The 11849-nt window shown below is 63.8% G+C and carries 12 protein-coding genes, 1 tRNA gene and 1 pseudogene; 9 read left to right on the top strand and 5 right to left on the bottom strand.

What is annotated here, in order from left to right; genetic code table 11:
• Positions 1-68 precede the first annotated feature (68 nt).
• From AC1TPF_RS18410 to AC1TPF_RS18400, 3 genes are all read right to left on the bottom strand, one after another.
• Positions 69-599, bottom strand: coding sequence for a YbhB/YbcL family Raf kinase inhibitor-like protein (locus AC1TPF_RS18410; protein WP_482144920.1), 531 nt, complete (start codon positions 597-599; stop codon positions 69-71).
• 108 nt (positions 600-707) lie between these two features.
• On the bottom strand, positions 708-2045 hold the full coding sequence (locus AC1TPF_RS18405; protein ID WP_482144919.1) for a M20/M25/M40 family metallo-hydrolase: 1338 nt from the start codon (positions 2043-2045) through the stop codon (positions 708-710).
• A gap of 90 nt (positions 2046-2135) precedes the next feature.
• A complete protein-coding gene (locus AC1TPF_RS18400) occupies positions 2136-2606 on the bottom strand; it encodes an MBL fold metallo-hydrolase (protein WP_482144918.1) in 471 nt (156 codons plus the stop codon).
• 295 nt (positions 2607-2901) lie between these two features.
• Here AC1TPF_RS18400 and AC1TPF_RS18395 point away from each other — a divergent pair.
• From AC1TPF_RS18395 to AC1TPF_RS18375, 5 genes are all read left to right on the top strand, one after another.
• Positions 2902-2987: transfer RNA gene (locus AC1TPF_RS18395), tRNA-Leu, on the top strand.
• Positions 2988-3160: 173 nt separating this feature from the next.
• Positions 3161-4558, top strand: coding sequence for an SDR family NAD(P)-dependent oxidoreductase (locus AC1TPF_RS18390; RefSeq protein WP_482145144.1), 1398 nt, complete (start codon positions 3161-3163; stop codon positions 4556-4558).
• A 10-nt stretch (positions 4559-4568) separates the two neighbouring features.
• Complete coding sequence (locus tag AC1TPF_RS18385; protein ID WP_482144917.1) at positions 4569-5045, top strand: DinB family protein; 477 nt, start codon at positions 4569-4571, stop codon at positions 5043-5045.
• 94 nt (positions 5046-5139) lie between these two features.
• Positions 5140-6777 carry a helix-turn-helix transcriptional regulator gene (locus AC1TPF_RS18380; RefSeq protein ID WP_482144916.1) on the top strand — a complete coding sequence of 546 codons (1638 nt, stop codon included), beginning with the start codon at positions 5140-5142 and terminating at the stop codon, positions 6775-6777.
• A 210-nt stretch (positions 6778-6987) separates the two neighbouring features.
• On the top strand, positions 6988-7356 hold the full coding sequence (locus AC1TPF_RS18375) for a hypothetical protein (protein ID WP_482139409.1): 369 nt from the start codon (positions 6988-6990) through the stop codon (positions 7354-7356).
• 69 nt (positions 7357-7425) lie between these two features.
• On the opposite strand, the gene AC1TPF_RS18370 is transcribed toward AC1TPF_RS18375, so the two are convergent.
• Positions 7426-8412, bottom strand: a complete 987-nt coding sequence (locus AC1TPF_RS18370; RefSeq protein WP_482144915.1) for an oxygenase MpaB family protein — start codon at positions 8410-8412, stop codon at positions 7426-7428.
• A 156-nt stretch (positions 8413-8568) separates the two neighbouring features.
• Here AC1TPF_RS18370 and AC1TPF_RS18365 point away from each other — a divergent pair, with 156 nt between their 5' ends.
• The gene (locus AC1TPF_RS18365; protein ID WP_482139407.1) at positions 8569-8733 is read left to right on the top strand and encodes a hypothetical protein; all 165 of its coding nucleotides are present in this window, start codon (positions 8569-8571) and stop codon (positions 8731-8733) included.
• A 67-nt stretch (positions 8734-8800) separates the two neighbouring features.
• Here the strand turns inward: AC1TPF_RS18365 and AC1TPF_RS18360 are convergent, their stop codons facing one another.
• Positions 8801-9424, bottom strand: coding sequence for a LysR substrate-binding domain-containing protein (locus AC1TPF_RS18360; RefSeq protein WP_482139406.1), 624 nt, complete (start codon positions 9422-9424; stop codon positions 8801-8803).
• Here AC1TPF_RS18360 and AC1TPF_RS18355 point away from each other — a divergent pair.
• The 3 genes and pseudogenes from AC1TPF_RS18355 to AC1TPF_RS18345 all read left to right on the top strand — a co-directional run bounded on the left by AC1TPF_RS18355 (position 9398) and on the right by AC1TPF_RS18345 (position 11842).
• On the top strand, positions 9398-10477 hold the full coding sequence (locus AC1TPF_RS18355) for an alpha/beta fold hydrolase (protein WP_482139405.1): 1080 nt from the start codon (positions 9398-9400) through the stop codon (positions 10475-10477). The genes AC1TPF_RS18360 and AC1TPF_RS18355 overlap by 27 nt on opposite strands.
• 84 nt (positions 10478-10561) lie before the next feature.
• A pseudogene (locus AC1TPF_RS18350) lies at positions 10562-10783 on the top strand (malate:quinone oxidoreductase); the annotation flags it as partial.
• 18 nt (positions 10784-10801) lie between these two features.
• Positions 10802-11842: a nucleoside hydrolase gene (locus AC1TPF_RS18345; protein ID WP_482139917.1), complete on the top strand. Its 1041-nt coding sequence runs from the start codon at positions 10802-10804 to the stop codon at positions 11840-11842.
• The last annotated feature ends 7 nt before the right edge of the window (positions 11843-11849 follow it).

Here is an 11849-nt window from a genome sequence, read left to right as displayed (position 1 = left end):
TACTTCCACCTATTGCACGGGTGGAAATTGCTGGAACTGCCGGGTTTACGACGCTGTCGGTTCGCCGGTTACTGCTCGTAGGTGTTGGTGATGATCGCACGTGCGATCGCGTGGCTGAACAGGTTGAACCCCAGATACGCCGGGGTTGCGCCGTCCGGAAGTCCCAGGCTCTCGACATCCACCGCGTGGACCACGGTGTAGTAGTAGTGCGTGCCATGTCCGGGAGGCGGTGCGGCGCCGATGAATCGCGGCACGGACGCATCGTTGTTCAGGGCAACGGCCCCGGACGGCAACGAACCCTCGGCACCGTCGCCAACGCCGGCGGCGAGAGAGGTGACCGAGACCGGGATGTCTGCGATCGCCCAGTGCCAGAAGCCTGACGCGGTGGGCGCCTCGGGGTCGTACACGGTGACGGCAAAGCTCTTGGTCTCCGGTGGGAAACCGGACCAGGTCAGCTGCGGTGAAATGTCTTCACCACCGGCTCCCATGATTCCCGACACCTGAGGATTCTCCAGTGCGGCTCCGTCGGTGATGCTCTCGGAGGTCAGGGTGAAGCCGGGAAGCTTCGGCAGTGCGTCGTACGGGTTGTACCTCGACATCGTTGTTCGCGTCCTTTCCGTAGGTGGCCCCACCATCATGCTTGAGGTGGTCGGGGATGTGGCCGACATGTTCATTGTCGGCGAGCCGAACTGCGCGCAGCGGCGGGCTCAGCTGTGCATCAAGAAGTGCTCGAGCACCTCGGTCCCGAACAGCAACGACTCCACCGGTACCCGTTCGTCGACACCGTGAAACAGTGCGGCGAAATCGAGTTCGGTGGGCAGCTTCAGTGGCGCGAAGCCAAAGCAGCGAATCCCCAAGCGGGCAAAAGCTTTTGCATCGGTACCGCCGGAAAGCATGTAGGGAACCGTCCGGCCCTGCGGGTCGTGCGCAAGGATCGCGTCGTTCATCGCATCGACGAGATGACCGTCGAACGTCGTCTCGTACGAGTCGAGTTTGGTGATCCATTCACGGGTCACGTTGGGACCGATCAATTCGTCGACCTCGGCCTCGAACGCGGCCTGACGTCCGGGCAGCACACGGCAATCGACCACAGCGGTGGCGGTCTGCGGGATGACGTTCGCCTTGTATCCCGCCTGGAGCATCGTCGGGTTGGCGGTGTCACGCAGTGTCGCGCCGATGATCCGGGCGATGCTGCCGATCTTGAACAGTGCCGTCTCCAGGTCCGGGGTGTCCGGGCTCAGCGACAAGCCGGTCTCCTCGGAGACCGCGGCCAGGAACTGCGAGACCGACTCGGTCATCACCAAAGGGAACTGATGCCTGCCGAGCTTGGCGACGGCTTCGGCGAGAATCGTGACCGCGTTGTCGTCATGGAGGAACGAGCCGTGTCCGGCTGTGGCCGTTACGGTCAGGCGCATCCAGGCCAGGCCCTTTTCCGCGGTTTCAACCAGGTAGAGACGCTTCTGGGTACCGTCCGGCCGGTCGACGGTCAGCGAGAATCCGCCCACTTCGCCCACGGCTTCGGTGACACCTTCGAACAGGTCGGGCCGGTGATCGACCAGCCAGTGCGAACCCCACTTGCCCCCGGCCTCCTCATCGGCGAGAAAGGCGAACACGATGTCGCGGGGCGGTGTGGTGCCTGCCCGTTTGAACTGCCGCGCCAGCGCCAGCGCCATGCCGACCATGTCCTTCATGTCGATCGCGCCGCGACCCCAGACGTAGCCGTCTTCGATCGCCCCCGAGAACGGATGCACGCTCCAGTCCTCCGGCTGCGCCGGAACCACATCAAGATGCGAATGCAGGAGCAGCTTTCCGCGGGCACGATCGGCGCCCGCCAACGTCGCGAACACGTTGCCCCGGCCCGGCTGTCCCGACTCGACGTACTCGGTCTCGTATCCGGCCTCTTCGAGCTTGGATTGCACCCACCGGGCGCACTCGGCCTCACCCTTGGTCGTGGCCAGCTCGCCGGTGTTACTGGTGTCGAACTGGATGAGTTTGCTGACGAGGTCCACCACTTCTTCGGTGGCGGCAGGCGTGTTGGGGTTCACCTGCTCATTCCTATCACCACGAATGCCTCCACCGATGCCCGGGCGACCGGGTCCGGCTAGCTCAGTTCGAGCCGTCTTTCCGGACCTGATTCAGGTCAGATGGTCGAAATCGCCTCGCACCCAGCCGATGTGGCGATCAGCCGAAGATCTGACGATCGCTCGGGCGTCGGCGGCGATGTGGTCGGCCAAGTTTCCGTACGGCTGATCGAAATCGAATCGGCACAACGAGGTGGCGATGCGCTCGACCACCGCGGCGGACAGTGGAATGCGATTGGGATAGCTGCGCATGAAGCTGACGCTGCTGCGATCGGGATTCGGCAGCACCGTATCCCCGCTGAGCCTCACCCCATGTCCGCCGGCGCCTGCGTCCCAGTGGGCGATGGCGCTGCCGGGAAAGTGTCCGCCGGGCTGACTCAGGGTGACCCCGGGAAGGACCGCCAGGTCGCCGCTCCACGGTTCGATGGCCCGGTCGCGGCGTGCGACCCATTCCAGATCGGATTCGGCCACCAGGACCGGTACGTCGCCCAGTGCCCGCGACCATTCCACCTGTGCCCCGAACATGTGTGGATGACTGGCTGCGATCGCCGTCAGCGGACCCGCGGCCCGCACCGCTTCAACAGCGTCGTCATCGATGAACCCGATCGGATCCCAGCGGAGATTGCCATAGCTGTCCGTAGGGCGAGACGTACTGTCGTTCGTCCGCGCAGATGCGGCATACGATGGTGGTGGCGTCCATGGATCCGTTCGTAGCAAATCTACGAACAAAACGGCTCTGTACAGGCGATTTGGGTTGCGGGCTCAGAGTCGGTTAATGTTGTCCAGCGCTGACAGAGAGGTTTCTGGCAGAGCGAAACGAGTCCGAGTGGCGGAATGGCAGACGCGCTAGCTTGAGGTGCTAGTGTCCTATTAACGGACGTGGGGGTTCAAGTCCCCCCTCGGACACTCTTAGAGAAATCCCCGACCTTCTGGTCGGGGATTTTTTGTTGGCTCCGGTCGTGGCCCCGAACGCCGTCAGGTGGTGCTGCCTGGCGTCAACGGTCCGAGACACTACTGAGCAGCCATTACACTGGCTAACCGTGCACGACGTACCCACCGAATTCATTGATGCCGCCGACATGGCGGTCTTCCGCCGCGTCCTCGACCAGGTCACCGAGCTCGATGCTCTGCATCCGGACTCGGTGGCGGTGCAGCGCGCGGTGGCGCAGATGTTCAAGCATGCCAAGCGCAACCGCCGGAAGGAACGGAATCAGATCCGTTCGGATGCCGACCGAAAGGTGTTGTCCGCCACGGCAACCGGATCGCCGGACCGGATCGACGACGAAACCGCGGGTCTGCCGCTGACGGGTGCGCCCGGGACGAGCGCCGGAACCTTGATCCGGCCGCAGAACTGCTACATCTGCAAGGCTGAATACACGCAGGTCGACGCCTTCCACCATCAGCTCTGCCCGGAATGTGCGACGGCCAATCGGCACAAGCGCGAGCAGCACGCTGATCTGACCGGTCGTCGGGCGCTGCTCACCGGTGGCCGCGCCAAGATCGGCATGTACATCGCGCTGATGTTGCTCCGTGATGGCGCAGAACTGACCATCACCACGCGTTTCCCACGCGATGCCGCACGGCGGTTCGCCCGCCAACCGGATTCCGATCAGTGGCTGCATCGCCTCAACGTCGTCGGGATCGATCTCCGCGACCCGGCGCAGGTGGTTGCCCTGGCAGATTCGGTTGCCGCGCAGGGTCCGCTCGACATCCTCGTCAACAACGCCGCGCAGACCGTCCGCCGCTCCCCCGGCGCCTACAGCTCACTGGCCGACGCCGAACTCGCCCCACTGACCGGCTCGGCCGCGACGGTTCCGCTGCTGACGATGGGTGACAGCAGCGAACTGCACCCGCATGCGTTGGCCTCCGGCGGCAACAGTGACGCCGCGGCCCAAGCGCTCGCCGCACTGGCCATGACAGCCGGTTCCTCGGCTCCCGCCCGGATCGCGGACGGCACGGCGATCGACGCAGGCGGACTGCTCCCCGACCTTGTCGACAGCAACAGCTGGGTGGAGACCGTCGATCAGGTGGATCCGCTGGAATTGCTCGAAGTGCAACTCTGCAACAGCGTGGCGCCGTTCATCCTGCTGTCCCGGCTGACCCCGGCGATGAAGGCGTCGTCGTCTCGGCGCAAGTACGTGGTGAACGTTTCGGCGATGGAGGGGATCTTCTCCCGCGGATACAAGGGTCCTGGGCATCCGCACACCAACATGGCCAAGGCGGCGCTGAACATGCTGACCCGCACCAGTGCCGGTGAGCTCTATCAGGACGGGATCCTGGTGACCGCGGTGGACACCGGCTGGATCACCGACGAGCGGCCACACACCAGCAAGATGCGCCTGGCCGACGAAGGTTTCCGCGCACCACTCGACCTCGTGGACGGCGCCGCCCGCGTCTACGACCCCATCGTGCAGGGTGAAGCCGGCATCGACCTGTACGGCTGCTTCCTGAAGGACTTCGAGCCGTATCCGTGGTAGTTGGTTGACGGTGAAGACATCGGAAACCAACCCGCTTACCGAGGCGATGCTGTCGGTCTGCGGCGAGACGTTGGACGCGATGGTGGCGATCATCGACGGGCTCGGCGACGATCGCGCCAACACCAGACCATCTCTGCCGGGCGCAAACAGCCCATACGCCATCGTCTTTCACTGTGTTGGCGTCATCGAATACTGGGCCGGTTCGGTCGTCGCCGGCCTGAAGATCCCGCGAGACCGCGACGCCGAGTTCACTGCCACCGGACCGGTGGCGGAGTTGATCGAACGGGTCGACGCAGTTCGTGCACGGCTACCGGAATGGGTCGCCATCGCGATCGACGAAGGCCTCCGCGATCGGGCCGCAACCGGGTCCACGCGCAATGAAGCCGCGACGGCATCTCCCGAGTGGGTCCTCATGCACCTACAGCGCGAGTTGGCCCAGCACCTGGGCCAACTCGAATTGACCAGAGATGTTCTGAATCAGATCTGACGTTCGCGCACGCTTGCACGGCTGGAGCGATTTCAACCGAGTTCGGCTGTGCGATCTCTTGCGTTCGCGCGTCAAGCGGTGAACTGTCGATGGCATGGTCTTGGTCCATGATCTCGGGCGCGGTCGTGCCGCCTACCGGAAACGGGTCTGGGACGAGGCATACACGCTGCTCAACAGCGCGGACGAATCGACGACCTTGGGTCCGGACGATCTGGAGGCACTCGCCGAGTCTGCCCACTTCACCGGTCGGACCGAGAAAAGTGTGCAGGCGCGCAGCCGGATCTACAGCCAACTGGTGAGCACCGGCGACAATCGCGGCGCCGCGATGTGCGCGTTCCGGATTCACCTCGTGTTGTTGATGCGCGGTGACGTCCCTTCTGCCCTGGGGTGGCTCGGCCGCGCGCACCGCTTGCTACACGAAGAGCCGGAGTGTGCGGTGCATGGCTACCTGTGCATCGCCGAGGCCGAGGCAAACTTCCAACGACACAATCTGGACACCTCCCTCGACAAGGCCCGTCGGGCAACCACGATCGGCACGCGTTTTGCAGATCCCGATCTGGTGAACATCAGCCTGCACCAGGCGGGCCGCGCCCTCGTCGCGCTCGGCGACGTAATCGGTGGAACCACCTTGCTCGACGAGGCAATGGTCGCCGCTGTTGCCCACGAGCTCAATGCGACCAGCTCCTGGTGGATCTACTGCAGCTCCATCACCGTGTGCGACCACCTCTCGGACTTCGGCCGCGCCAGCGCGTGGACCTCCGCATTCGAGAACTGGTTGCGCACGCAGCACGGCGCCACCGCGATCACCGGCTCGTGCCGGATGCACCGATCCCGGCTCATGCGCCTGCACGGAGAATGGACGAACGCGGAACGCGAAGCGCGGCGGGCCTGTGTGGAGCAGAACGGAAGCGTTGCCATCGACACCGGCCAGGCCTGGTACCAGGTCGGCGAGATCCGGCGACTGGTCGGTGATCTCCCTGCCGCGGAAGAGGCATTCGGGCACGCCGGCGGCTGCGGCTTGGATGTGCAGCCCGGCTTGGCGCTGCTGCGCGCCGCGGAAGGCCAGATCGACGCAGCCGCGGCCGGTATCTCACGTGCGCTGGTCGAACATCCCTCGGACCGCCTCACGCGGGCGAAACTGCTTGCGGCCCAAGCCGAGATCGCGATGCTCTCAAACGACCTCGAACTTGCACGGTCGGCCGCCGAAGAACTTGCCATCACATCCGACGGTGACCCACCGTCGGTCTGGGCCGCGGCCGCACATGCGGCGGGTGCAGTGCGACTCGGCGACGGTGACCCCGGACGCGCACTCACCGACCTGCGATCCGCCATGCGAATCTGGTCGGACCTCGACATGCCGTACGAGGCCGCGCGCAGCCACCAGCTGATCGGATTGGCATGTCGTGCGGTCGGCGACGAGGACACCGCTCGCCTCGAATGGACAACCTGTCGTGCGGTGTTCGCCCGATTGGGCGCGGTACCGGATGTGAAGCACATCGACGAATTGCTCGGGTGTACGCAACCAGCGCCACCACTCCCGGACGGTCTGTCCGCCCGGGAGACCGAGGTGCTCCGACTCGTCGCGGGCGGACTGACAAATCAAGAGGTGGCAGCAAACCTGTCGTTGAGCCGGAAAACTGTCGCCCGCCACCTGAGCAATATTTTCGCCAAAATCGGTGTCACCTCGCGCGCCGCCGCGACCGCCTATACCTATCAAAACGGACTGAACTGACACGGGCGGTCCCTTGTGGTGCGCGTCCGAACGGCTTTTCACAGCATTCGGTCAGTGGGTCAAAACACCCATTGCTGCTGGTGCGTGCATCTGGCGAATACAACTGTTGCCCGATGCGACGGCGACCGGCGCCGCCCTAGCCTCGAACCATGGCTCCACAAACACCCCTCGCGCCACACCTCGTGGCCACTACAGACGAAGGAAATCATCATGGGATGGGACGACTTTCACCGACGGACCAGCGCAATCGACGCAGTGCTGAACCATGCTCACCGCACCGGGCAAAACTCACTGCCATTCGAGGAAGTTCCGGCAGTCACCACCATCTTTGAGCACAGAAACGATCTGCTACTCGCTCTGCAGGCCAAATGGTCGCGAACTCTGGCAGGTCATCTGGAATACGAATTGTTCGACGACGAAGAAAACTCGGGAATGAGTTCCAAGGACTTGGCCGAATTGGCGTGGCAACACGCCGCTGACAAGCAGCCCACGCTACGGAGGCTTCTCGACAACAACGAGTTTCTTCCCATCAAAGGAAAGTGGGCTGTATCAGCTCGAGAGTTCGCAAACTCGTACTGACGTCCGTCGGCTCTCGATCTGTGACGTCGGGATCGGCCTCGAGATTGTGGTGACGGCTTCAGTTTCCGATCAGGCCTGACGTTCGCGCACCTTGTAGGCCGCACCAGCGTTCTCACGCTTTTTCATGGCCTGGATCGCGGCATGGTGGCGGCGGGCGTGATAGGCCAGCGGGAAGTACGTCAGCCGTTCCGGTAGCACCTTGTACGACCCACGGATCACCTTGTGCATCCGTTCCAGATCGCGCTGCTCCTTGTTGCTCCACGTCAGGCCGAGGATCTCACGGACCCGGGGATCCATCACACCGACGGTGGTGAGGTAGTTCAGGTCTTGTACCGGCTTGCTGGCGAACTTCGCCACCGCACGTGTGGCCGGCCGCAGACTTTCCGGCACAGATGGCGGAAGTGGCGGTGCTTCGCGCATCTGTTTGATGAGCGTCAGCGCGACCTCGTGGGCAACGAGCTTGTTGCTGACGAAGTCGTCGAAGTACTCGTTGAACTCCCCGATCGTTTCGGGGTAGCCCTTCATCGGCACCTGCACGATCTTGGCGATCCGGCGGTTGTCACGCAGGATCTCCAACTTCTCTTCCTCATTGAAATCACGGCCGATCAGCAGCGGTCCGGCCGCCAGCGTCGTCGGGAACGCGGTGGCGATGACCCACTGGTACGCCGCGGGATTCAGTGCGCTGATGTGCTTGCCCTCGGCGTTCTTCATCTGCAGCGGCTGATGCATCTTGCGAAGGCGATGGCCCTCGGCGATTGCCTCTTCACCGCCGTAGACCCAGCGCAGCACCGAATCGATCGAGCGGATCGCGCGCCCTGCGGGATCGGTCCGGAACACCGAGTACTTCCCGACGACATCGCCGATCACCGGGTGCATCACCTGCATGACAAAGGCCGCACCGTTGATCGGGAGAAAGGTGAAATGGCCGGTCTGCTCAGCGGTGATGGAGTCCGGTGGGACCAGTTCGATGTCGTTGTCGGCGTTGTTGATCAACGAGTCTTCGCCCTCACCGGGCGGGACGGCGCGCACCTGGGGGCCGGATTCTGCGATGGTCATCGATGTCCTCTCGACAGGCAACGAAGCCGCTAAAGTGGAAACGTATGTGATCAGATTATCAGCATCGATGGGTCTTGAACAGTCCCCGCGCAGGTGTGCGATCCCCCGCAGGCGTCAATCGGCTTCGCACTCCATCCACGTCGGTAACATCAACGCATGTCGAAGATAGGAAACAAGGTCAAGTCCCTTTTCAGCAGGCGCCGGCCCGTCACCAGCGACGATGCCGCTGAGATCGCCGACTGGCTCAACGAGGGCGGCGCGCCGCACCCCGGCGGTCCGCCGACGGTTATCGACGACAAGGACAAGCCCACGACGCCCTGACGGCATCCGCACGAAAATGCCCACCTATGAATAGTTCTCGGGCAGTGAGGTGACCGCCTTTTCGGTCTCAGAAGCTGGCATGCCTGCGTAGGTGGTCACGCAGCCGGGTCGCGGCAGGTGTCATCCGCCCTGGGCGTGCAGCCAGCGAAATTGCCCGGGTGTAGCTGCCGCTCATCGGGATTTCGACCACGTCACCGCGAGATATCTCGGCGCCCGGCAAGATTGCGATACCGAGGTCTCGGGCGACCAATTCGCGCACCGTGTCGAACTCGGCGATCTCCAGCGCCACTTTCGGGATGAATCCGGCATCGTCGCAGCAACTTTCGAGAAGTGTGCGGAGGTTGAAGGTGGGCGGGTTAGCAATGAACGTCTCCGCGGCCAGATCGCCGAGGTCGACCGTGCCATGGCCGGCGAGGTGATGGTACCGAGATACGTTCAGCCGCAACTCTTGTCGACTCAGCGGCAACGACGGCAATTCCGAGCGCTGCGGAATCACGATCGCGAGGTCGAGCTCTCCGGTCATGAGGCCGTGGACGAGTTCGGCGGCGTGGGCCTGGCGCAATGAGAGTCGCACTTGTGGTGCCTCGGCGTAGAAACCCGCCAACAGCGAAGGCACTGCAGCCGGCCCCAGGCTGGCGGCATCTGCAGCAGGTCCGCGCCCTGCGTGGCGTGTGGGTCGAGACCAATCCATCCATACAGCCACGCGAGTCCCCAGAATCCCGGCCGCGCGCCTCATTGCTGTCGAACGCGCCCCGGTGCGCTGGCCAGGCTTGAGGATCAACTCGCGGTCGAACTCTTTTCAAGCCAGGCACCGAACTCCGCTATCGTCCACGGAGGCACCAACGGGACTCGTGTCGTGTCGAATCCTTCAATCTGCCAACCCGAAAAGGAACTCCTCTTGGACACCTTCACCTCGGACTCCCTGACCTTCCCCGTGACTGTGTCGGGTCCCCCCGACGGCGACCCGGTCGTCTTGCTCCACGGTTTTCCGCAAGATTCGTCGAGCTGGATCGAAGTCGCAGCCCTGCTTGCGGACCGTGGTTACCGTTCGTATGCACCCGATCTCCGTGGATACTCCTCCACCGCGCGGCCGCAGGATCGGCGCAGCTACTCGGTCGCTTGTCTTACCAGCGACGTTGTGGCTCTGGTCCAGACCATAGGTGGACCAGTCCACGTGGTCGGCCACGACTGGGGCGGCTCGCTTCTCTGGACGCTCCGGCAAACCTACCCCGATCTCTTTTTGTCGGTCACGATCATCTCCACGCCGCACCCCACCGCCTTGGCTTGGGCAATGTCACGAAGCGACCAAGCGCTTCGTAGCTGGTACATCACTGCGATCGCTGTCCCCCGTGTGCCCGAGGCCTTCCTCGCTAAGTTCCTTGACAAGTTCCTCGTCCGAAGTGGTCTCCCTGCCGAACGTGCAACCTACTACCGAGATCTCATGCGAGAAGACGCTGGCCGAGCGAGTGCGTCGCTGAATTGGTACCGCCAGATGCTCATCGAACGCTTGTGGCCGCGTTCAGCCCTAAAGGTCGGCAAGTCGCCGGACCGGCACCAGCACGATGTTCCGCCGACCACCTACCTGTGGGGCGAAGACGACTCATTTCTCGGCCCTGCCGCAGCGCGCAGGACCGTCGACACCGTTCCTGATATCAAGTTCATCGCCTTGGCCGGCGGCGGGCACTGGCTACCTGAAACTCACCCGGTTGAAGTTTGCACTGCCATCGTCAACGCAGCCTCGTAGCGCTGACCCGGCTCTCGATGGGCCATTCCTGGGTCGGCGGGTCCGAATCGCTGCTGTTCGATCCTTACGCCGGCTTCACCACCCGGATCCGGAATCGGCGAACTGCGAATGGGTACGGAACTGACTGTCAGCGCCGGTGGGACGGCCGCCGGACTCCTCGGCGCCTCACCTGGCGCATCCACTGCCTTCCCGATCATGCTCGATCTATTGGGGCGGTGCTTCCCCGATCGCTGGGCGGCCTGGCATCAGACGCTCGTCGCTGCAGTTCCTGCGCTCGACTCAGGCAGTGACACCGAGGTCGACTAGGGTCGAATGGTGATTTCAGTGCCCCTCATCTTCGACTGTGACACCGGAATCGATGATTCCCTGGCCTTGCTCTACCTCCTCGCGCACCCGTCGGCAGATGTCCGGGCCGTCCTGTCCACCGGTGGGAATGTCCCGACCGACGTCGTCTGCGCCAACAACCTGGCCTGGCTGCAGCTCTGCGGCCGCGACGACATCGAGGTGTGCGTCGGCGCCGACGGACCACTCGAGGCGCCGTTGATGACCACCGAGGAAACCCATGGCCCGATGGGCATCGGATACGCCGAACTACCGGTTGCGACATCCATGCAGTCCCATCGGGATGCGGCCGACGCCTGGATCGAGCTGACTGCCGAGAGTCCCGGCGAGTACGTGGGTCTGGTGACCGGCCCGTTGACCAATCTGGCCCTGGCCATCCGACGGGATCCGTTGCTGCCGAGCAGACTTCGCCGCCTGGTCATCATGGGTGGGGTGTTCCATCAGAGTGGCAACACCACCCCGACCACGGAGTGGAACATCGCCGTGGATCCGGAGGCCGCGAAGGAGGTGTTCGCAGCCTTTGGTCAGGACGGTGCACCTCGTCCGATCATCTGCCCCCTCGACCTCACCGAGACCATCCGGATGACCCCCGACCATCTCGGGCGGTTGGCCGCGCTGGCCGAATCGAGTCCGGTCGAGCAGCCGGGACCGGATGACGAACCCGGAACCCGTTCCGTGGCCGACAACGTGATCGTCCGCCATCTCGTCGATGCGGTCCGGTTCTACTTCGAGTTCCACGAAGCGCAATCCGAGGGCTACATCGCGCACATGCACGATCCGTTCGCCGCGGCAGTCGCGCTCGATCCTTCGGTGACAGGCACCCGGCTCGCCTGTGTCGATGTCGAGATCGACGGAACGCTGACCCGCGGCACGACGGTCGCCGACGAACGTGGTTTCTGGAATCGTCCGGTCAACGCCGAGATCGCGACAACCACCGATGCGGACCTTTTCTTCGACGATCTGATCGAACGGATTGCGGCGTTTGCGGTCGCCGTGCACGATGGGACGGTTCCCCGACGATAGGTGCGAC

It is taken from the genome of Williamsia sp. Y853, assembly GCF_056786495.1.
Note: the sequence above shows the minus strand (reverse complement) of the source record. Positions and strands in the feature narration are given on the sequence as shown.

Coding starts and splice junctions, on each gene's coding strand:
- AC1TPF_RS18410 (WP_482144920.1), bottom strand. CDS start 599: ATGTCGAGGTACAACCCGTACGACGCACTGCCGAAGCTTCCCGGCTTC.
- AC1TPF_RS18400 (WP_482144918.1), bottom strand. CDS start 2,606: ATGTTCGGGGCACAGGTGGAATGGTCGCGGGCACTGGGCGACGTACCG.
- AC1TPF_RS18390 (WP_482145144.1), top strand. CDS start 3,161: ATGGCGGTCTTCCGCCGCGTCCTCGACCAGGTCACCGAGCTCGATGCT.
- AC1TPF_RS18380 (WP_482144916.1), top strand. CDS start 5,140: ATGGTCTTGGTCCATGATCTCGGGCGCGGTCGTGCCGCCTACCGGAAA.
- AC1TPF_RS18375 (WP_482139409.1), top strand. CDS start 6,988: ATGGGATGGGACGACTTTCACCGACGGACCAGCGCAATCGACGCAGTG.
- AC1TPF_RS18370 (WP_482144915.1), bottom strand. CDS start 8,412: ATGACCATCGCAGAATCCGGCCCCCAGGTGCGCGCCGTCCCGCCCGGT.
- AC1TPF_RS18365 (WP_482139407.1), top strand. CDS start 8,569: ATGTCGAAGATAGGAAACAAGGTCAAGTCCCTTTTCAGCAGGCGCCGG.
- AC1TPF_RS18360 (WP_482139406.1), bottom strand. CDS start 9,424: ATGGATTGGTCTCGACCCACACGCCACGCAGGGCGCGGACCTGCTGCA.